This window comes from Altericroceibacterium spongiae, assembly GCF_003610805.1.
In the GTDB taxonomy this organism is placed as follows: Bacteria; Pseudomonadota; Alphaproteobacteria; order Sphingomonadales; family Sphingomonadaceae; genus Altericroceibacterium; species Altericroceibacterium spongiae.
The window spans coordinates 1-20,124 of record NZ_RAPF01000015.1; the positions used below are offsets into that span (position 1 = coordinate 1).

At 59.5% G+C, this 20,124-nt stretch carries 18 protein-coding genes and 1 pseudogene; 15 read left to right on the forward strand and 4 right to left on the reverse strand.

Features of this window, described 5'->3' with window-relative positions:
• Window positions 1-120: 120 nt before the first annotated feature.
• Window positions 121-306, reverse strand: a pseudogene (locus D6851_RS16495) (transposase); the annotation flags it as partial.
• Between the two features lie 531 nt (window positions 307-837).
• Here D6851_RS16495 and D6851_RS16500 point away from each other — a divergent pair.
• The 10 genes from D6851_RS16500 to D6851_RS16545 all read left to right on the forward strand — a co-directional run bounded on the left by D6851_RS16500 (window position 838) and on the right by D6851_RS16545 (window position 12,549).
• A complete protein-coding gene (locus tag D6851_RS16500) occupies window positions 838-1,353 on the forward strand; it encodes a sigma-70 family RNA polymerase sigma factor (RefSeq protein ID WP_183030157.1) in 516 nt (171 codons plus the stop codon).
• A gap of 89 nt (window positions 1,354-1,442) precedes the next feature.
• Complete coding sequence (locus D6851_RS16505; RefSeq protein WP_120326008.1) at window positions 1,443-2,474, forward strand: FecR family protein; 1,032 nt, start codon at window positions 1,443-1,445, stop codon at window positions 2,472-2,474.
• Between the two features lie 148 nt (window positions 2,475-2,622).
• Window positions 2,623-5,640 carry a TonB-dependent receptor gene (locus D6851_RS16510; RefSeq protein WP_120326009.1) on the forward strand — a complete coding sequence of 1,006 codons (3,018 nt, stop codon included), beginning with the start codon at window positions 2,623-2,625 and terminating at the stop codon, window positions 5,638-5,640.
• 136 nt (window positions 5,641-5,776) lie between these two features.
• The gene (locus tag D6851_RS16515; protein ID WP_120326010.1) at window positions 5,777-6,367 is read left to right on the forward strand and encodes a hypothetical protein; all 591 of its coding nucleotides are present in this window, start codon (window positions 5,777-5,779) and stop codon (window positions 6,365-6,367) included.
• A gap of 73 nt (window positions 6,368-6,440) precedes the next feature.
• Entirely contained in the window at window positions 6,441-8,267 is a 1,827-nt protein-coding gene (locus D6851_RS16520; RefSeq protein ID WP_120326011.1) for a type I secretion system permease/ATPase, read from the forward strand.
• Complete coding sequence (locus D6851_RS16525) at window positions 8,264-9,694, forward strand: HlyD family type I secretion periplasmic adaptor subunit (RefSeq protein ID WP_210210392.1); 1,431 nt, start codon at window positions 8,264-8,266, stop codon at window positions 9,692-9,694. The genes D6851_RS16520 and D6851_RS16525 overlap by 4 nt, the downstream gene beginning before the upstream one ends.
• Window positions 9,691-11,109: a TolC family outer membrane protein gene (locus tag D6851_RS16530; protein WP_183030158.1), complete on the forward strand. Its 1,419-nt coding sequence runs from the start codon at window positions 9,691-9,693 to the stop codon at window positions 11,107-11,109. The genes D6851_RS16525 and D6851_RS16530 overlap by 4 nt, the downstream gene beginning before the upstream one ends.
• Before the next feature lie 43 nt (window positions 11,110-11,152).
• Window positions 11,153-11,491: a DUF423 domain-containing protein gene (locus tag D6851_RS16535; protein ID WP_120326034.1), complete on the forward strand. Its 339-nt coding sequence runs from the start codon at window positions 11,153-11,155 to the stop codon at window positions 11,489-11,491.
• Window positions 11,492-11,546: 55 nt separating this feature from the next.
• Complete coding sequence (locus D6851_RS16540; RefSeq protein ID WP_120326013.1) at window positions 11,547-12,143, forward strand: biliverdin-producing heme oxygenase; 597 nt, start codon at window positions 11,547-11,549, stop codon at window positions 12,141-12,143.
• Window positions 12,127-12,549 (forward strand): YbaN family protein, encoded by a 423-nt coding sequence (locus D6851_RS16545; RefSeq protein WP_120326014.1) that lies wholly within the window; start codon window positions 12,127-12,129, stop codon window positions 12,547-12,549. Before D6851_RS16540 ends, D6851_RS16545 begins: the two co-directional genes overlap by 17 nt.
• A 64-nt stretch (window positions 12,550-12,613) precedes the next feature.
• Here the strand turns inward: D6851_RS16545 and D6851_RS17605 are convergent, their stop codons facing one another.
• Window positions 12,614-12,865: a hypothetical protein gene (locus D6851_RS17605; RefSeq protein WP_147395511.1), complete on the reverse strand. Its 252-nt coding sequence runs from the start codon at window positions 12,863-12,865 to the stop codon at window positions 12,614-12,616.
• A gap of 213 nt (window positions 12,866-13,078) precedes the next feature.
• Between D6851_RS17605 and D6851_RS16555 the strand changes: the two genes are divergently transcribed.
• Window positions 13,079-13,924, forward strand: coding sequence for an RNA repair transcriptional activator RtcR family protein (locus tag D6851_RS16555; RefSeq protein WP_238474174.1), 846 nt, complete (start codon window positions 13,079-13,081; stop codon window positions 13,922-13,924).
• 313 nt (window positions 13,925-14,237) lie between these two features.
• Here the strand turns inward: D6851_RS16555 and D6851_RS16560 are convergent, their stop codons facing one another.
• Entirely contained in the window at window positions 14,238-14,633 is a 396-nt protein-coding gene (locus D6851_RS16560) for a hypothetical protein (protein WP_147395512.1), read from the reverse strand.
• Here D6851_RS16560 and D6851_RS16565 point away from each other — a divergent pair.
• The 4 genes from D6851_RS16565 to D6851_RS16580 all read left to right on the forward strand — a co-directional run bounded on the left by D6851_RS16565 (window position 14,620) and on the right by D6851_RS16580 (window position 19,223).
• Window positions 14,620-14,865, forward strand: coding sequence for a hypothetical protein (locus tag D6851_RS16565; protein ID WP_120326017.1), 246 nt, complete (start codon window positions 14,620-14,622; stop codon window positions 14,863-14,865). The genes D6851_RS16560 and D6851_RS16565 overlap by 14 nt on opposite strands.
• A 684-nt stretch (window positions 14,866-15,549) precedes the next feature.
• Window positions 15,550-15,843 carry a hypothetical protein gene (locus D6851_RS16570; protein WP_120326018.1) on the forward strand — a complete coding sequence of 98 codons (294 nt, stop codon included), beginning with the start codon at window positions 15,550-15,552 and terminating at the stop codon, window positions 15,841-15,843.
• A 231-nt stretch (window positions 15,844-16,074) separates the two neighbouring features.
• Complete coding sequence (locus D6851_RS16575; protein WP_120326019.1) at window positions 16,075-16,500, forward strand: hypothetical protein; 426 nt, start codon at window positions 16,075-16,077, stop codon at window positions 16,498-16,500.
• Window positions 16,501-16,934: 434 nt separating this feature from the next.
• Complete coding sequence (locus D6851_RS16580; protein ID WP_120326020.1) at window positions 16,935-19,223, forward strand: TonB-dependent receptor; 2,289 nt, start codon at window positions 16,935-16,937, stop codon at window positions 19,221-19,223.
• A 101-nt stretch (window positions 19,224-19,324) separates the two neighbouring features.
• Here the strand turns inward: D6851_RS16580 and D6851_RS16585 are convergent, their stop codons facing one another.
• A complete protein-coding gene (locus D6851_RS16585) occupies window positions 19,325-19,903 on the reverse strand; it encodes a TetR family transcriptional regulator (protein ID WP_120326021.1) in 579 nt (192 codons plus the stop codon).
• Window positions 19,904-20,124 lie beyond the last annotated feature (221 nt).

The following is a 20,124-nucleotide window of genomic DNA, read 5'->3' on the forward strand; positions in this document are numbered from 1 at the left end:
GCCGGAAAGGAGAAAAAGGTCGCCCTTACAGCTATTATGCGCAAGCTCATTGTATTGGCGAACGCGCTCTTACGAAAAAACCGAGAATGGGTGTGATATGGCACTTGCCCAAGACGGATACTCCTCCTTGAGGATACGGTTCTCCCGGCGAAGCTGTTCGTTCTCGCGTGCCAGATCGGTATCGGGACTGGTGGGCAAATCCTCCCTGCGATGTAAGCCAACCCAGCGTGTCAGCGTCGACAGTCCAATGCCCAAATCGGCCGCAACACGCTTGCGCGGCAGCCCGCTGGTCAGGGCAATCCGCACCGCTTCACGCTGAAACTATTCTCCGTGTTTGATAATCTCTGCGGTCTCCTTGAATGAGCAATATGCTCTCAGGTGACCGGCGCAAAACCGTTACAAGTCCAATTTGTATTCAGGTTCACGGCGACGAGGTTTGGGTAAGACGTTGCCCCGAGGGGCGCCGCTCTATCCGCTGAGCTAAGGGTCCGCATCTGGTGGCCCCCCCGCGACGAAAACGCGAACTATTCCTTCGCTGTAGCACCATGATAGGCGCTTGGAGTTGGCTCGGAAGCATGGCTCGTCCATGTCCGGGGGCCATTATACGAAACTTAAAAATCAGATAAGAATGTACTGGTGGCGGATTTAGGTCGCCACCATGTTGACCAGCACCGAGTATTCTACAAACCAAAAGCCAAATTCTTTCTTCCTTACGAGGCTCATGGCAAGATGCTGACAACGCATGCAGCACAGCATTTTATATGAGAATAGTTTGCAATAGCGATTGCTGCCGACTATCCCGGCTCGGCTACGGACGAACGGAAGGGAAAAAGGGGCGTGCCACATAGGAAGGACGCACTAAAGCTTTTCCTCGCGCATCGTGCCTCACTGATTCGCTATGCCAGGTCCATCGTCGGTAACGTCGATGACGCCGAAGACGTGGTTCAGGAGGCGTGGCTGAAGTTCAGCTCCGTGGCCGCCAAGCGCCCTATGGCCGAGCCGATGTCTTATATGCGAACGACAGTACGCAACCTCGCCTTGAACGGCAGCACGCGAAAACGGATCGAAGCACGGATATTCGCGCCGAACGGACAAACGGATGCCACAGACGTTCCTTCGGATAGCCCTACCCCTGAAAGCACAGCGATCTCGCGCGATGAATATGCACGGATCCTAGCGGCACTCGAGGACATGCCCGAACGGATGCGCACTGCCGTCGAAATGCACCGGCTGGGCGCCAAGAAACTGAAGGATATTGCGGCGCATTTGGGCATTTCGATCACCACCGCGCATACACTCGTCCTCGACGGGATAGAGCATTGCCGCGCAAAGACGGATCGCTCTCCCGAATGAATGGTTCAAAAAATCCCGAAAATTCGCGGCTCTCGATTGTTTATTAATTATAAGAGCCGGTGGATCAAATTCCTGGCAGAAGGAGTCTTATGAACGCTGGGCGCGACATGGATGATGAAGGGACTGCGCGCGCCGACGCCAATCGCGAGGCGTCGAACTGGCTGATCCTGCTTCAGGAGGAACCGGACGACGCGCAGTTGCAAAGCGAATTCTCCGATTGGCTCACAGCGAGCCCGGCCAACATCGAAGCATGGGACGAAACCCGTCGCATCGCGCATGTGATTGAAAGCGAGCCGCCAGCCTATTGGGAGCAGTGGCAAGAGAGCGAACGAGGCAATGTCGTTTCACTGGTTAGCGCAAGAGGTCCCGCAAGCCCGCCGGCAAGGCCTCGCTGGCCTCTTGTTCGCAACCTCTCGGCGATCACCGCCGCCGCTTGCCTCGCGTTGTTCGCCGCGCCGGAAGTCCTGCTGCATCTGCGCGCCGATGCTCTAGCCGGGACAGGAGAGACGCGCAGTCTGCAACTGGCAGACGGCAGCACGGTTATGCTTGCCCCGCAAAGCGCGGTAGCCGTCAATGTGAGCAAGGGTGGTGAGCGCGAGATCGATCTCCTGCGAGGTCGGGCCTATTTCGAGGTCGCTCCCGATATCGCTCATCCTTTTACGGTCGCGGCGGGCGAAACCACCACGACAGTTCTCGGGACGGCATTCGAGGTGCGAGCGGAAGGCCGCCAGAATGTCGCGGTCGAAGTAAAACATGGGCGCGTGCGCGTCTCCTGCGATGGCCAGGTTGATAGAAATGAACAACTGGGTGCAGGCGACGTGCTTGATCTCGGTTGCGATGATGGGCAGGCGGACAGAAGGACCATTGCGCCTTCGCGAATAGCAGCCTGGACGGACAACCGGATCATCGCGAGCGACCGTACGGTGCGCGAGGTCATCGACGCATTGCGGCCATGGTATGGCGGCGTCATCATGACTTTCGGCGACGGATTAGACGAGCGCAGAGTGACGGGCGTTTACGACACGCGGCAACCGGAACATGTGTTGCAAGCGCTTGCGAGATCGCATGGAATGCGTGTGCGCAACGTGACGCCTTGGGTGACGGTGATCCGCGCCGATTGAGCCATTTGGCGAGACAATTTTTACTGCTCTCAGTTTTTTCCGAAAAACTGCAGCCCCCGATTGTTTTATGTAATAGGGGTGTTTGCAACTCGTTCTCATTTGCAACAATGCACTCACCCTCGAATTTTGAAACGGAAGGGTGACAATAGTGCATTTTGGGGTTCGAAATTTAAGAAGTAGAAAAAACGGGCGGATTCTGGCGGTTTCCCTGCTGGCATCGGTTGCGTCGGCGGGCCTGATTGCGCCGACCTCGGCACTTGCCCAATCCGGCGTCGAGGCCGAAGCGACCGATTTCGATATTCCCCCGCGTGCGCTGAGTGAGGCTCTTGCCGATTTCGGACGACAGTCGGGGATGCAGGTCAATGTGGATGCGGATGACATCCGCAATCAATCCTCGCCGGGTGTATCGGGGCGGATGACCAATGCCGAGGCGCTGGGCCGGCTGCTTGCGGGCACCGGACTGACCTGGCGCATGCGCGACGGCTTCGTCACGCTCGAACCCGTGCCGCAGGCGGCGAGCAGCGGAGACGGTGCAATCCAACTTGGCACGCTGCGCGTCGAGGGGCAGAACGGAAGTGGCGGGCGCGGAGGCAGCAGCTCCGGCGGCGCGGCGGGCGGCGCGGATGAGATATTCGTCGCACCCCGCGCGGTCAGCATCGTCACGCGCGAGGGAATGGAGCGCACCCCCGCACGCCACGCCGCCGATCTCATCGCCGAGGTTCCCGGCGTCACCAGCGCGGTGAACCGCCTCAACCCGGGTCTCTCGGTTAATATTCGCGGCATGCAGGATTTCGGCCGCGTCAACATGATGATCGACGGCATGCGCCAGAATTTCGTGCAGAATGGGCATCAGGGTCGCAACGGGCAGATGTATGTCGACCCCGAACTCGTGACCAGTGTGACGATCGAACGTGGACCGCGTGCCGGCGTGCATGGTATGGGAGCGATCGCGGGCAGCGTCGATTTCAGGACGATCGGCCCGGAACACATCCTCGATGGCGATGACGACCGCATCGGGACCCGCCTGCGTGCCACGACGGGCCTTGGCGCCGATGGCAACGGCGTCAATTTTCTCGGCAGCGCGGCTCTTGCGGGCCGGTTGACCGACAATCTGGAAGTGATCGCGGCCTATTCGCGCCGCGACATCGGCGATTATGACATCGGCAAACATGGCGATGACGGGTTGCTCGCCTTTTCGCTGGTGGGGGTCAACGGCACGGAGACGATCAGCCGGATCAAATATGCAAGCCAGTTGCAGGAATCAGCGCTTGCCAAGGCGCGGCTGACTCTGGACGATCATCAATTCCAGTTCAGCTATGTCGGCACCTGGATCGACTATGAGAACACCAGCGACATGCGCTCCAGCTCGGCGGACGAACCCTGGGCGCATTTAGGATCGAGCGACATCGCTTCCGAAAACATCGCCTTCGATTATAGCTGGACACCCGACAGCGACTGGATCGACCTCAACCTCAAGCTTTATTACGTCAATACCCGCAACGGCAACTATGCAGATGCGAACACGCCCGCCGGCCTGGAGGCCCTCGTGGATATCGCCTGGAATGGGGGATATTGCGAGCGGGAAGAAATTCCTTCCTCCTGGGTCACCGCCTGCGGCTATGGCTATGGCACCGATCAGCGTCTCAGGACGCGCACCTACGGCGTTCAGCTCGACAATACATCGCGGTTCGACCTTGGGCATGATCTCATCCTGACCGCCAATTACGGCGCCGAATTCTATCAGGATCGCGCGCATTCGGATGTGACGATCGATCGCGAAGGTCGCATCATCGACACCTATAACCAATATGGTCGGGGCGATACGCTCAATCCGCGTGGGCGGCGCTCCATGGGAGGGCTGTTCGCCAATTTCGAGGTTGAAAACGAGCTTTTCACGCTTGGCGCCGGGCTGCGCTACGATCGATATTGGTTGAAAGGCTCAACGCAAGTGCTTGGCGTAACCAGCATCTATGAAGATAAGACGGAGCGCTTCCGGCGCCACTACTGCGGCTATCCCGAGCTCTACCCTAATACGGTGCCACGTTGGCCGGAGGCGTGCAACGCAATCGCTTCCTCATCCGATGCGGAGACGGAAGCGTGGATACGAGCCAACATGCCGGACTGGTATACCACGACCAACAACAACGCTCGACCGCGCTGGCTCGATCTGCGCGACTTCTATGAATATCGCGTGGATCGTTCAAAAGGCCGCTTCCTTCCGTCCATATTCGCAGCCATCCGTCCGACCACATGGCTGGAGCTCTATGGCCGCTGGGGAAAATCCTGGCGCCCGCCCGCGATCAACGAAAGTCTGATGGTGGGTGGACACCCGGGCGATCCGATCGCCAATATGTTCCCCAACCCGAGTGCCGATCCGGAAAAGACGACCACCTGGGAACTGGGCGCCAATCTGACCTTCGACGGTATCTTCAAGAACGATGATATCTTCTTCGCCAAGGTCGGATACTTCAATACACGGGCTAAGGACTATCTCTTCACCTCGGTGAACAACAATCTGCCGGGGGACAATGCCGACACGCCGGTCGGGTTGGGGCGGACGATGTTCGTCAACAATCGAACGCCGATGCGCTTCCAGGGCTTCGAGATCGAGGCGCGCTATGACGCGGGCTTCTTCTATGCGGGCACCGCTGCGACGCTCTATACGGGCAAGGACAACAGCTTTACCCAGGACCTCTATCCGGTCGGGGTCGGCACCAGCAAATGGGACCGACTCAACGAGGACGGTTCGCTGACCGAGCAGGCGCAGATGGCGCAGGATGCAGGGTACCCTTCCTGGCAGGCGTGGGCCGAAGCACAGGTTGTCACCGGTTCAGTATTCAACAGCATCGCCGGGGCGCTCATCGATAAGGTGATCGTGAACGCCGGCATCCGCCTGTTCGATCGCAAGCTCGATACAGGCGTGCGCTTCACCCACAGCGGCAGCGGCAGGCTGATTCCCTGGGACGAGGATTATGACGGCGTTCTGTGGCCCAGCTATGACCGGCTCGACTGGTATGGCAGCTTCACGCTCAACGACCGGTTCCAGTTCTTCGCTTCGGTCGAGAACGTGACAGACCAGCGCTACATCGATGGCAAGAGCGACTTCCTGGCGATGGTTGCGGCTCCCGGACGCACGATCACGGGAGGCATTCAGATGCAATTCTAAAGACGCCGAGGCGGCGTCTCTCACCAGACATGCGGACAACACCCGCATGGGGAGATGAGCGATCGATCATCTCCAACAGCCGTGCCGCAGGATTAGCCTGTGGCGCATCCCGAAGTAAAAATGCAGGAGAAATAAAATGTCTGTTTCGCTTATCCTCGGAGATGACGACAACTTCACCAATCCACTCAGCGTCGCCGACTCCCTTGAGGACGTTCTGAATGCCTGGGAAAACCCCGCGATGGCCGGATCGCATCCCGATACCACGGGTGAGTTTTCCGGAACGGCCGACAATAGCTGGTCGTCGCTGATTCCTGACCTCAGCGGTGACGCCTACACCTATGGCAACGATACGCTCGGCTATGCATTCGAAGTGACCGGTGATCTCTACTATTTCTTCAATGATATCATCACACCGGGCGGTGCCGGCCAGACCACAGACACACATGTCGTGTTCGGCGAAATCGAGACGATTACCATCTCGACCAGCATGGCGGATATCGACGGATCGGCACTGTTCACCTTCGATTTCACCGGCGACGAAATCACCAGCGCCCTGTCCGAAGGCCAGAATGGTGACATCTTCGAGATCATCGATGACCTGATGAACGGTTCGACCGACACCCTCCAGACCGTCCTTTCGACCGACTATGGTGTGAATCTGGCGGATTCGGTAGCCGACCTCGTGGCCGCTTCACCGCTCAGCGAAGAACTGCTGCTCGCCGCCTGAACCCTCACAGGCGTGACGAGAGGGGTGGCGGCTTCGGTCGCCACCTCAACTGTGCCTTTCCGCGGAAAAACCGATGCAGCCGACCGAAACCCCTACCGACGAAATCCGCGCGGCCGTCCTAAGTCTGCGCGACAGCATCCGTTCCGTCGCGGCGTTCAGCGCGGCGGCCAATCTGCTGATGCTGGCGCCATCGATCTACATGCTGCAGGTCTACGATCGCGCAGTGGCGTCGGGCAATCTCTTCACGCTCGGCATGCTCACGGTCATTCTCGCAGGGCTGCTCGCACTGATGGGCGCGCTCGAATATGTCCGCAACCGGGTGGTGATCCATGCCGGGTCGCGGATCGATGATCTTCTGGCCCGCCGCGTGCATCAGGCCGCGTTCGAGCGCGGGCTGGCGGGAGGGCAGACCAATGCCGCGCAGGCGGCGCGCGACCTCGACGCGATCCGTCAGTTTCTGACCGGCAATGCCGTTTTCGCCTTTTTCGATGCGCCCTGGACGCCGCTTTTCCTGCTCGTGATGTTTCTGTTCCATCCGTGGATCGGCCTGTTGGCATTGGTGGGAGTGATCCTGCTCGCGTCCCTGGCATGGCTCAACGAACGCATGTCGCACGACCTGCTCAGGCAGGCTGGAACGCTTTCGGTGCAGGCGACGCAAAGCGTCGAGATGCAGCTTCGCAATTCGGATTCGATCGAGGCGATGGGCATGCTCGGCCGACTCTATCGCGTCTGGCGCTCGCCCCATCGCGGCTACGTCCGACGTCAGGCCCAGGCGAGCGAGCGCAACGCGCTGATCAGCGCGATTTCACGCACCTTGCGCCTTGCGCTTCAGTCGCTGGTGCTCGGGCTGGGCGCCTGGCTGGTGATCGACGGACGGATGAGTGGCGGCATGATGATCGCCGGTTCGATCCTGATGGGGCGGACGCTGGCGCCCGTCGATCAGGTGATCGCCGCATGGCGGCAATGGGCCAATACTCGACTCTCTTGGGACCGATTGGGCGCCTTGCTCTCGGCGCATCCCGAACGTCCCGAACGCCTGCCGCTGCCCGAACCCAGGGGCGCATTGCGGGTCGAGGGAGCATCCGCGCTTCCGCCCGGTAGCACACAGGGGACGACACCTACGCTGGTTGGCGTAACCTTTGCGCTGGAGGCAGGCGATATGCTCGGCGTGATCGGGCCATCGGGTTCCGGCAAGTCCACGCTGGGACGCCTGATCGGCGGGATATGGTCAGCGCGCGCAGGCAAGGTCCGGCTCGACGGCGCTGACATCACGCAATGGGACAAGGAGCAGCTCGGTCCCCATATCGGCTATCTCCCGCAGGAAGTCGAACTGTTCGCGGGCACGGTCGCGGAGAATATCTCGCGTTTCGCCGATGCCGACGTCGATCCCGCGCAAGTGACCGATGCCGCCGTGATGGCCGGCGCGCATGAGATGATCCTCACGCTGCCACAAGGTTATGACACGCGGCTCGGCCCCGGTGGCCAGGGCCTGTCGGGCGGACAGCGGCAGCGGATCGCCCTGGCGCGGGCGCTTTACGGAGAACCATGTCTTATCGTCCTCGACGAACCCAATGCCAGCCTGGACGAGGCCGGAGAAAAGGCACTGGTTGAAGCGCTGGGCCGCCTGCGCGAGCGGAAAGTCACAACGATCCTCATCACGCACCGTCCCAAGATTCTGGAAGTCACGACCAAACTGCTCGTGCTGAAGGAGGGGCGCGCGCAAGCCTTCGGCCCGACTGCCAAGGTGATCGCGCGGATGCGTGGCGCGGCCTCGTCCAAACCGGACAATCAGGCCAACGGCCAGACGCGGCCCGCATCGGGAACGATCGGCACTGGCATTGCGCAGTCGGGTGGCACGGTCGTTTCGGGCTTCAGTTTTGGCGGCAAGGCGGGCGCATGACGATGCTGGACACCGATCAGATCGAGCCCAAGGGTCGCGCCTGGACACAATGGCGACAGTTGCTGCGCAATATCGGCAAGGACCGGCCGGAAAAACCTGATCCCGGCCCCGACGATCTCCAGCATGAGGAAGAAGCGGAAGGCCAGATGTCCCCGCGGCCCGCCCGCTTTGGCTGGTGGCTGTTGCTGCTGGGATTCGGCGGGTTCCTCATTTGGGCGGCCTTTGCCCCGCTCGACAATGGCGTGCCGATGCCCGGCGTGGTCGTCGTCACCGGCAATCGCCAGGCCGTGGAGCACCAAATGGGGGGCATCGTATCGGCGCTGCATGTCCGTGAAGGCGACCGGGTGCGTGCCGGCCAGATTCTCGTCAAGCTCGACCCGACCCGCGCGGATGCCGAAGCCGAGAGCATCGCCATCGAGCTTGCCACCGCTCGCGCGAAGGAAGCACGGCTTCTGGCCGAGCGCGACGGTCTCGCATCGCCGCGATTTCCCGCCAATCTCGAACGGGAAAGCGATCCCAACATAATCGGCACCGTCGCATTGCAGCGCCAGCTCTTCGCCAGCCGCCGCGCCGCATTGCAGGGCGAACTGACCGGAATCAGCCAGTCCATAGCCGGGCAGCAGGCGCTGATTTCCGGTCTCGAGGCCTCGGTTGGCGACAAGCGCCGGCAGTTGCAGGCGATGAATGAGCAGCTGGGCAATCTGCGCCAGCTTGCCGCCGAGGGCTATATACCGCGCAATCGCCTGCTGGAGACCGAGCGGTTGCGGGCATCGATCCAGTCGGACATATCGCGCGACCTCGGCAGTATCGGTCAGGCGCGCGGCCAGGCAGCCGAACTGCAGTCGCGCCTCTATCAGCGCCGTCAGGCCTGGCAGCAGGACGTGCGCGGCGAACTGGCCGATGTCCGGCTCGAAGCCCAATCGCTGACCGCAAGGCAGGAAGCGGCCCGTTTCGACCTTCAACATACGGACATCCGTGCGCCCGCCGCCGGCCGGGTGGTCGGACTATCCGTCCATACCGTCGGCGGCGTGGTCCAGCCTGGCGGACGCCTTATGGAGATCGTGCCCGACAGCGCGCCGCTGATCGTCGAGGGCCGCCTGCCAGTCGCGAGTGTCGACAAGGTGCATGCGGGTTTGCCGGTCGAACTGCTGTTCACCGCCTTCGATACCAGCACCACGCCGCGTCTGCTGGGCGAGGTGGAACAGGTGTCGGCCGACCGGCTGGAGGACGAGCAGAACGGGCAGCCTTTTTATCGCGTTCGTATCCGGGTCGCTGCTGATGAATTGGCCCGGCTCAAGCTGGGCGATCAGCCGCTGCGCGCCGGTATGCCCGTCCAAGCCTTCGCACGCACCGGCGAGCGCACGCTCCTCAACTATCTGTTCAAGCCGCTCATCGACCGCTTGCGGACGGCATGGGGGGACAGGTGAAGCGTATCCGTCTGTCGAATACCGGCTTGTCTGTTGCCGTCACTGTCCTGGCCCTCTGGTCGCCGCCTGCTTGGACGCAGGAAGCGAGCCGCTCGAGCGATGTGGCCAGCGCCGCGGAAAGTTCAATCGATTTTTTGCGCGCCTATGAACTGGCCTTGGAAGCCGATCCGACCTGGCTTGCCGCCCAGGCCCGCCAGCGCGCCGATGCGCAGGAACGGGCGATTGCGCGCGCAAGCTTGCGACCCAACCTGTCCTACAGCTATGACCGGGCGCGTAACTGGTCGGACATCACCCAGGCGCAGCCTACCGGCGATATCTCGCGCGACATGACCTATGACAGCTATTCGTCGAGCTTCACCTTGTCGCAGTCGCTGTTCAATGCGGCCGCCGGCGCCGGATACAGGGCCGGCGCTGCCCGTGCGGACGCGGCGGAGTTCACGCAGGAACGCGTGCGCCAGGCGCTGGCTGTGCGCGTCCTCCAGGCCTATACGGACCTGCTCTATGCGATCGACGACCTGAAGCTTGCCGAAGCGCATGCGGCGGCACTCGATGAGGATCTGCGCCGCGTTGATCGTTTCGTCCTGTTGGGCGAAGGCACGCGCACCGACCGGGCGGAAGTCGAGGCGCGGCAGCATATCGCCACCGCACAAGTGCTGGAAGCGCGCGACCGATTGCGCTCGGCTCGAAATGCTGTGCGTATTCTGACAGGTCCAGTTTCTCTCCGCGACCCGGCGCCGCTTGCCGACAGTTGCCTGCATCTCGCGGGACCATCGGAACCGCTGGATCTGTGGCGCGAAAGGCTGCTCGCCCATAATCCCGAACTGGCGGCGCAACGCAGTCTGGTGGAGGCGGCTGAAGCGCAGGTGGATCAGCAACGGGCGCGCGGCCTGCCGACAGTGGCGGCCTTTGCCCGTCATCGAAACTCGGATTCCGATGGCGAAAATGTCATCGGCCAGCATTTCAAGACGACGACGGTGGGCATTCAGGTGCGTGTGCCGCTCTATTCCGGCGGCGGTGTGACGGCATCGACGAGACAAGCGCGCAGTGCGCTGGAAGAAGCGCAATATGAACTCGCTGCCGCACGCTTCCAGCTGGTCGACGATCTCGAAGCACAGTTCAATCTTGTCGATATGAGCCCCCGCCGGATCGAGGCCTATTCGCAAGCCGCGGCGGCAGCGAAAGAACGTCTCCGTGCTACGAGGCGCAGTATCGTTGGCGGCGAACGCACCAATCTCGATGCGCTGGACGCCGAACGCCAGCGCCTTGAGGCACTGCGCGACCTAGCCCGTGCGCGTTACGACTATCTGCTCGCCTGGCTTTCGCTGCGTTGGCAGGCGGGCACGCTCGATGACGACGCTATAAAACGCGTCGGCGGCTGCTTCGGCGCGTCGCCCCGACCTTCGACTTTTCCCTAACGACCGGAGTATCGACATGGCCAGCAATGAAAGTAAGCAAACGATGATCGGCATGTTCGCCGCGCTATCGGCCGCCCTTGCCGTGGCGGCGGGCGCGTTCGGCGCGCATGGCGCAGCTGGTCCGCAGGAAGCCGAGTGGTTGCGAACCGGCGGCCTCTACCAGTTGATCCACGCAGTCGCCGCCCTGGCGATCATGTCACGCGCCAGCGGCGCGGCGGTGACATTGCTGGTCGGCGCCGCGATCTTTGCTGTGACGCTTTATCTCATGTCCCTCGGTGGGCCGCGATGGCTGGGGGCAGTGACACCCATCGGCGGCACATTGCTGATCCTGGGCTGGTTATGGGCGGCGTGGATATTCGGGCGCAAACGGCATGGCGAATGAGCAACGACTGCTCGAATGGGCCCAATTTTCAAACTACTAGAGTTGAGGAAATACAATGACGACAATTACGAATACAGTATCGGAACCTCTTTCGAAACGCCTCAAGGCGCTGACACATGAGACGCATGACCGGCTCGACAAGTCGATCATGTCGGTAGCCTCATTCGCCAGCGTCGAAGGCTATGGCCAGTTCCTGGGCGTGCAGGCGCTGTTTTATCGGGACATTGACGCACTCTATGGCGATGCAGGGCTTCAGGCGTTGCTACCCGCCCTTGCCGAACGGCGGCGGCTCGACTCGATCGCGGCGGACCTTGGCGATCTCGGTCTTCCCGTACCCGAAACCGCAGAGACGCCCGCCTTCGTTGGCGGTGCGGTGGATGTGCCCACGGCACTGGGCTGGTTATATGTCGCCGAAGGCTCCAATATCGGAGCTGCCCTTCTACGTAAGGAGGTGGCTAAGCTCGGCCTGTCGGACGAGCATGGCGGCCGCCATCTCGCCCCCGCGCCCGAAGGCCCGGCAGCGCATTGGCGCACCTTCACCGTCGCGCTCGACAGCGCGGAACTGACGGCCGAAGAAGACACGCGGGTGGTTGACGGCGCCAATGCCGCCTTCGCACGTGTGCAGGCGCTGGTCGATGCCCGTCTTGGCTGAATCGGTACAGGGCGAGCTTGTCAGGCGCGGCCGGGCGGCGCGCATCTTCTGGCTCACGCTCGGCCTCGCTTTGGTGGGGCTGGGCTTCGTCGGCGCCTTCGTGCCGCTCTTGCCCACAACTGATTTTCTGCTGCTGGCACTGCCCTGTTTCGCGCGGTCCTCACCGCGTCTCGAGGCATGGCTGCTCAATCATCCGCGCTTCGGTCCTGGCCTTCGCGCCTGGCAGGAGGAGCGCGCCGTGCCGCGCAATGCTAAGATCATGGCCTGTATCGGTATGAGCATCGGCTACGGCTTGTTTTGGTGGCATGTGCGCCCGGGCTGGATCGTATCGTTCGGTGTCGCTGCCTTCATGCTCTTCTGGATGGTGTGGATCATGCGCCGTCCGATTCCGGGAGACATCCGATGAAAGGGACGGATCGGACTGCATACGATCAGACTGCCGATGTCCATCCTTTCGATGCAATGGGCGATTAGAGCCGTCGAGATCGTCGGGAAGCGGTTCGCCGAGCTTCAGCACGCCGCCATAGTCCTTCGGCCCCGATGTGATCGCCTCGCTCGTCGCGCTGAAGTCTGCGCGTGACCAGGCGCGCATCGACGCGGAACGGGCACGAGCCGCAAGCGAGAATGCGAGGCAGACGATTATGCCTGACCAGCTCGGTCCGTTCGCTGCCGTCGCGCGCCGCCATATGCGTGGAAAGGACGGCGGATTGCGGCGCGACCATTTGCGGGCGCTGGCGCAGCGAGTCGAGGTTGCCGAACGCGAGGTCCGCATCATGGGATCGCGCAACGAACTTTTGAGGGTGCTGGCGCCCCCAAATGGCGTAGGAACGGCGGCAAACCGCGTTCGCATTTATGTTCCAAGATGGCGGAGAGTTCGGGACGAAGCTCGAACTCGGAGCCGCGCGCTCAAGTAGCGGCCCACGGTCAGCATCTGCATGCAGGAAGACCTGCGGGTGGATCGCTTTGTGCTGATCCACGGCAGCTATCACCGACGCCTCGCCGAATTCGTTATGCAGGATATTCGGGATGTTTCGTCCGAGACCGAGGTCGTCCCCCACGTCATGGACTTCGAGGACGCATGCGACTTCGAGGAGGTCAACTGCGCAACCCTGAAGGACGACAGCGCCATGTCTGCCCTCTTCGGCCACAAGAAAGGTGCCTTCACCGGCGCGGTGCAGGACCGGCCCGGCCTGCTCAAGAGTGCTGACAATGGCCTGTTGTTCCTCGACGAAATCGGTGAACTGGGGTTGGACGAACAGGCCATGATCCTGCGCGCGATCGAGGAGGGGCGCTTCCTTCCGGTTGGCGCTGACAGTGAAGCAAAGAGCGAGTTCCAACTGATCGCAGGTACTAACCGCAACCTGATGGACGAAGTCGCCGCCGGGAATTTCAGGGAAGACCTGTTTGCACGCCTAAATTTCTGGACTTTCGCATTGCCAGGCCTTGCCGAGCGGCGCGAAGATATCGAATCCAACCTCGACTACGAACTTGAGCGTTTCGCCGAACGTGAAGGCACGCGCGTTACAATCAACAAGGAAGCGCGGGACGGGTATTTCGCTTTTGCCGAGAGCCCGTCTGCACGATGGCAGGGCAATTTCCGCGACCTCGCTGCCAGCGTCACCCGCATGGCAACACTTTGCCCTACCGGTCGGATCGACCGCGATGCAGTGGACTTCGAAACGGGCCGACTTGCACGGCTCTGGTCAGGCGACAAAGCAGAGCGCGGGGGCCTGAGCGACCTGCTCGGATACGATCGCGTGGCGGCGATCGACCCCTTTTGACCGGGTGCAGCTGGAATATGTGGTTCAGGTGTGTCGACACTCAACCAGCCTTTCTGACGCAGGACGCACCCTCTTTGCCGCCTCCCGCGAACAACGCAAATCAACTAATGATTCTGATCGGCTCCGGAAATACCTCGCCAAATATGAATTGGAATGGGCTGTCCTCGCAAGGTAGGGGCGTCAGCTTTCCGTGCTAGCGCGACCCCAACCAGACGGTCTCCATCCGGCCCAATTATCACCTTTGGGCATGAATGAAGGGCAGCTTCCGACGGTTCATCTGAGCAAGTGTATGACCGCAAGGCGGAATTCGCCACTACGCGGCGTATCTCCCATCCTTCAATTGTCGGGCCATCCCGATACTAGCGAGGGGTTCGAGTACAGGGCGAACAGATGTAGCACGCTTGCCCTTGAAGGTCCGCGCAACATACTTTGCGGCAAGCGGACTTACAGCAGACGAAAGGATCGATTGCACTGCGTTGACTTGTTCAGGCAGCGAGCCGGGCCACACGATGAGGTTGTCGGGCGCGGGAGCCGCCGCTTCGCCCAGGTCGAGCGTCTGCAAGACCGGGGCCTGATAATCAAGCGCTTGGTATTCCGGGCGCAGCCGGCGGACCAGTCCCTTGGCCTCCTCGGCAGCGCGTTCCTTGTTGAGCGCGACAATGCGGGCGAGGATGGCATAGCGTTCGGCTTGGCCCTTGGCCTGCACCATCGCTTTTGCCCATCCCGGGGGTGCCGGGTCAGGCCGTGCTGCGCTTTATGCGCACGGTTGCGGTTTGACCGAAGAGATCAAGATCATCTTCGCCTTTCTCGGCGGAAGTTCTATCGGTTTCACTACCTTGTTTCGCCTCAAGGATGAAGGCGTTGCGCTTGTAGCAATCGATGCGGCCGAAGCTCTTCGTACCGTCACCATTGTCCTGGAATACTCGGCGCTCAAAACATAATCGTTATGCGTATCATCGGCGTGGCTACCGGCGGGGGCCCAAAGCCCAAGAAGATGACAGAGTCCGTTGATGAAGCTTTGTGTATTGGCTAGTCCAGAGCTGCCCGTCTGAAATGAATTTTTCAATGTCCAAAGTGTTCGTCATTTGGGACATGGTTCAGCACAGAGGCTGGGCTCAGGCAACGAAGCTTCGCGCCTCGTTGGATGTTCCCAACTAGAAATGATCCAGTCTTGGAAAACATTCAAATTGGAAAAGTCTCCCTGCATGGGCCAATCGAGATCAGGACAAGATGATGGCTATTTGGTCCCCAATTCGGAACATATAATGAAAATCGCGAGCTTTGGCGCGATGCGTCTCATGGCCGACAGGCCACGATGCCTTACCGGAAACCACTGAAATATTATAGAAAACCGGATTTCCGATTTTGGGCAATCAACCTTGCAAAAGTCCCTGCTTGACAAGCACACCCTATACGGCTGCCCCGTGGGCTAAGTGACAGAAATAAATGGTAAAATACACCCGTATCACTGCGACACGCGTGTATTACGTTTGATAAAACACGCTTTATAGCAATAGCTTACGGCGATTACATCCATATTACCGCATTTTTATATAGACTGCGCTGAATGTGATTGTAAAAAAGTTTTTGCGATATCCGGACCAGACTCTTTTTCGGAGTTTGGTATGAATAATAAAAGTCGAGTATTGATCTCAATCAGGCTGGAGCCTGAGATTGCACCTGATATTGAATCTCTCGTAGAGAGTACAAAACAATGGCGCACAGATCTCATTAATTCCTTATTGAAAATTGCTATCGGGCAAACCAAGCGCGGTGTTAGCATAGATCTCGAACGATGCCTCCTGATGATGGAGTGCATGTACATTACCCTCACCGCTCATCTGGCTGAGGAAAATCCTGAGCTACTCGAAAGGATTGTCCAACTCGGTAAAGAGCAGGTCGCTGAACACCATGCGTAAGGACATCCGGTTCAGCAACAAAGCCGTCACGTTGCAGCATCGTTCCGCACGCGGAAAGGTGAAGCGAAACGCGAATAACTTTACGCGTGGATCACAGCTCTTCAGTCACGAGATGCGCATGACCTGGGCGGCCTTCGAGTACTCGTTTACATATGGTGTGCCACTTTCATTATTTCGCTCTCTGGCCTCACCTATTTCTATCTCGCCAATCACGAGACACAGCTCATCATTATGAAGCTCTATTCCGAGCTTTGGGCCTCCATGGATCTGGACCCGCCCAAGGTCGTCAATTTAACGATACCGAACGGAAGTGAAGTCCGGAGTGAAATAAGCTGGGTCGCTCATCATCCGGCTGTGCAAATGGCATGGATGAAAGCGAAGAATACCCTCATCGCTTCAATCGTCACTGCCTGTGCCATTTGCACTCATTTTACGCTCTGGTTTTTCAATTTTTCGACCCGCCGCGGGCGAGACATTCTGACCGAACGTCATGAGCGCGGCGCGCTCCTTATACCCGCCGAGGAACTTGCCTCCGAAGTGGGCCGAAACAACACCAAAAATTCAAGGAGCATTGCGCCAAAATTACCCTGCAGCTCAAACCGAACAAGGTCCTTGCGCTGCCTCTCGAAGAGCGTGTCCGGCGAGGGTATCGGGTAAGGTAAAAGCGCGGTTGCGAACCAGCGCGTCTCACCCCCGCGCGAAGGGTTCACCCGCTATTGCCTGATGAAACCGAAAGACCGGTCCGCCAACGGATCGGGCTTTTGTGTAGTGGCTATCTTGCCACAGATCGGTTCGGAAGCGTGGCTGTGTTGTTGTGTGCCATCGTTGTTCCGTGTGGCAGTTTCGTTCAGCTACGGACAATTTATAGCAATAAATTCAGATTCTTAGCAAGGAACTCATTGAGGCTCTGCCGGGCGCCGACACTGCGGTAAATCCTTTGAATTGCTACAAAATAACCGTTCTGAATAAGCGTTGACAACGCAGGACGGCAAAAATATGTAGCGCTATAAATCTGTCGTCGAGAGCAGGTTTCCCATCACCGCAGTTCAGTTGATGCGTGATGCAGCAGGTTCACACAGGGGAGGATATTGATGACAACCCGTTTCCGTATGTCTTCGCGTATCGTTCTGGCAGGTGCCAGCGTGATCGCAATGAGTGCTTTTTCCGGACAGGCTTATGCGCAGGACAGCGCTGCCGCGGCAGAAGACAATTTCGATGCTAATGCTATCGTCGTGACCGCCAATCTGCGCGAACAGACGCTGGAAGAAGTGCCGCTGGCCGTTTCCGTCGTATCGGGTGACCGGCTTGACGATGTTGGCGTGGGCGGGATCGAAGCGATCACCGACACGGCTCCCTCGCTGACTTTCACCAAGGGTGACAATCCGGGCAACTCCTCGCTTTCTATTCGCGGCATCGGCACCAGCTCATTTTCTATCGCGGTCGAACCGGCCGTGTCTGTGGTGGTTGACGGTGTGGTGATGGCGCGTTCGGGTCAGGGCTTTCAGGACCTTATCGATGTGCAGCGCGTGGAAGTTCTGCGCGGTCCGCAATCCACTCTTTTCGGCAAGAATGCGTCCGCCGGTCTGATTTCAGTGACTACTGAAGATCCTTCCGATTATCTGACCGGCAAGGTCGATGCCAGCCTGGCTTCGGGCGGTGAATATTCGGTGCGCGGATCGGTCTCCGGCCCGCTGAGCGATACGGCCGGCGCCAGCCTCAGCGGTTTCTACAAACAGTATGACGGCTTTCTCGATAATGTGTCCGGCATTGGCGATCATCACCGCGCCGGCTATGAAAATTACGGTTTCCGCGGCAAGCTGAAATTCGAACCGAGCAGCGATCTGGATATCACGCTGATCGGCGATTATCGCCATGGTAAGGATAATTCGACCTTCACTTTCCGCCACGTTTATGCCGAACCTTACGCCAATGCGATGAGCCCGGTTGAGCCGGGTGCGGCCAATCGCGACGTCAATATCAACGCGCCGACCGACAACACATCCGAACAGTGGGGGCTGTCGGCCAAGATCGACTATGATTTTGCCGATAACTTCCAGCTCACTTCGATCAGTTCCTATCGCGAATGGGATTTCGAAGGGAACAGCGATGTCGACGGCACACCGCTGAGCGAGCCGGCACCGGGCGTCAATCTGTGGGACATCAATCGCGGCCTGACCGATCTCAAGCAGATGTCGCAGGAAGTGCGTGTCGCATCGGGCGATCTGGGCGGTTTCGACATTCTGTTCGGCGCTTTCGCTTTCAACCTCAAGGCTGATCGTGGCTTCATGCGCCGGATGCGTTTCCTCAACGACGTCAATCGTTCGGGCCAGTTCAGCGGTTCGACCGAAACCACCAATCTGGCGGCTTTCGTCAGCACCAATATCTATCTGTCCGACACGACTGAAATGTTCGGTGGCCTGCGCCTGATCCATGAAAAGCTGGATTATGACGTGTTCCGGGATCCGGCCAATGTGCTGGTCGATGGCGATCTGGCGCTGGGCGGCTCGACCGGCACCTATGCCGATTTCGGCGGTTCAACCAAAGATACGGCTTTCGTTGGCAAGATCGGCCTGCGTCAGCAGGTTTCCGATTATGGCAATGTCTATGCCAGCTATGCACGCGGCTATAAGGGCAAGGGCTTCAATCTGGTCTTCGGCACCACCCCCGATTACGAACCGGTGGATGCGGAAAAGTCCGATGCCTATGAAATCGGTGCCAAGCTGACCACGCTGGATCGCAGCCTGTCGCTCAATCTGGCGGCGTTCTATACCAAGTATAAAAACTTCCAGGGTCAGGCACAGCTGCCCGGCGATGTCTCTTTCGTGCTGCTCAATGCCGGGCAGGTCTCGACCAAGGGTATCGAAGCAGAGGCAACCTATACGCCGACAGATCTGACGACGATCTCGCTCGGTGCGACCTTCCTCGATGCGCGGATCGATGAATATCCTCTCGGGCCGTGCTATTACCGCCAGACCGCAGCCGAAGGCTGCGTCGACGGTGCACAGGATCTGGCCGGCGGCGATCTGCCCAATGCGCCCGATCTGCGTCTGACCGGCTTTATCAAGCAAACCGTTCCTCTCGGCGATTCGCTGCCTTTCGACGGCTTCGTCCAGTCGAACTTCACCTATCAGAGCAAGGTGCAGTTCGGGATGGATCAGGACCCGACGACGCGGCAGGGCGGCTATGCCGTGGTGAATGCCGGACTGGGTATCGATTCCAAGGATGATCGTTATTCGGTGACCTTCTTCGTCCGGAATCTCTTCGACAAGAATTATGTCGGTTACATTTTCTCGTCAGGCTGGAATGGCGGCCGTGTCTACCAGCAGGTGGTCCGCGATGCGTCCCGCTATGTCGGGGTGAAAGCATCCTATAACTTCTGAGTCCCACCGGTCTCTCCCGGAAAAGGCGGCAGCTTCGGTTGCCGCCTTTTTTCGTTGGGCGAGCGGGTGGGAGATCTGCTTGCCCGTTTCAATGTAAAGCATCACCCGGAAGTATTTGCCGTGTTCTGCCCCAGTGCTGCGATGAAAGCATCCAGTGCAAAATCGAAGGTTTCGCTCACCGGGTGGATCGAGCTGGCGAATTCGAGATGGCCTTCGTGCTGGAGGTTGATCACATAGCCGAGGATGAAGCTGCCCAAAGCGCCGGTGGCGGCAAGCGCCTTGTTGCGCGGGAGGCCGGCCTTCATCAGCGCTTCGCTGAACTGAGGCACGATTTCATTGCGCATCTTGTCGGTCGGCCGGGAAAGCGATGCGATACGGCCGCTATCGGGAAATTCCAGCAGGATCTTGCAGTGATTATTGGCAAGTCTGCGAATCCATTCGCGCCAGTCCGATGCAGGGGGCGTGCGCTCCAGAGCCATTTCCAGAAGCCGCTCGATCATCATGCCGTAGAGATCCTGCATGCTGGAAATGTGATAATAAATCGCCGGGCCTTTGACGCCGAGCTTGGTAGCCAGTTTGCGGCTTGAAAGGCCGGCCAGCCCGTCCTGTTCCACCAGTTCCCATGCCGCACTGACGATACGCTCATGGTCGAGCAAAGGATCATCTTTGGACGGACGCATTCTGTAACTCCCTGAACCTCCCTTTCTAAAGCGTGCCGCGATGAAAGAGGTCAAGCCTGGCGTAGACAAAACCTCTTCTTAAAGCCGGTTCTTGACAGTAAACTTAGCAGTGATAAGTTTCGCTTCAAACAGGTGGCGCAAAGCCATCGGGAGAGGAGAATTATCTATGCGAAAGCCGCGCTTTGCCGGCCTGTCCGGCCTTGCCTGCCTTGTTTCCCAAC

Bases quoted from the DNA above. Each gene is read 5' to 3' on its own strand.
- D6851_RS16505 (WP_120326008.1), top strand. From the start codon at position 1,443: ATGAACGCTGGGCGCGACATGGATGATGAAGGGACTGCGCGCGCCGAC.
- D6851_RS16515 (WP_120326010.1), top strand. From the start codon at position 5,777: ATGTCTGTTTCGCTTATCCTCGGAGATGACGACAACTTCACCAATCCA.
- D6851_RS16520 (WP_120326011.1), top strand. From the start codon at position 6,441: ATGCAGCCGACCGAAACCCCTACCGACGAAATCCGCGCGGCCGTCCTA.
- D6851_RS16525 (WP_210210392.1), top strand. From the start codon at position 8,264: ATGACGATGCTGGACACCGATCAGATCGAGCCCAAGGGTCGCGCCTGG.
- D6851_RS16535 (WP_120326034.1), top strand. From the start codon at position 11,153: ATGATCGGCATGTTCGCCGCGCTATCGGCCGCCCTTGCCGTGGCGGCG.
- D6851_RS16540 (WP_120326013.1), top strand. From the start codon at position 11,547: ATGACGACAATTACGAATACAGTATCGGAACCTCTTTCGAAACGCCTC.
- D6851_RS16545 (WP_120326014.1), top strand. From the start codon at position 12,127: ATGCCCGTCTTGGCTGAATCGGTACAGGGCGAGCTTGTCAGGCGCGGC.
- D6851_RS17605 (WP_147395511.1), bottom strand. From the start codon at position 12,865: ATGGTCGCGCCGCAATCCGCCGTCCTTTCCACGCATATGGCGGCGCGC.
- D6851_RS16555 (WP_238474174.1), top strand. From the start codon at position 13,079: ATGCAGGAAGACCTGCGGGTGGATCGCTTTGTGCTGATCCACGGCAGC.
- D6851_RS16560 (WP_147395512.1), bottom strand. From the start codon at position 14,633: ATGGTGCAGGCCAAGGGCCAAGCCGAACGCTATGCCATCCTCGCCCGC.
- D6851_RS16570 (WP_120326018.1), top strand. From the start codon at position 15,550: ATGAATAATAAAAGTCGAGTATTGATCTCAATCAGGCTGGAGCCTGAG.
- D6851_RS16575 (WP_120326019.1), top strand. From the start codon at position 16,075: ATGAAGCTCTATTCCGAGCTTTGGGCCTCCATGGATCTGGACCCGCCC.
- D6851_RS16580 (WP_120326020.1), top strand. From the start codon at position 16,935: ATGACAACCCGTTTCCGTATGTCTTCGCGTATCGTTCTGGCAGGTGCC.
- D6851_RS16585 (WP_120326021.1), bottom strand. From the start codon at position 19,903: ATGCGTCCGTCCAAAGATGATCCTTTGCTCGACCATGAGCGTATCGTC.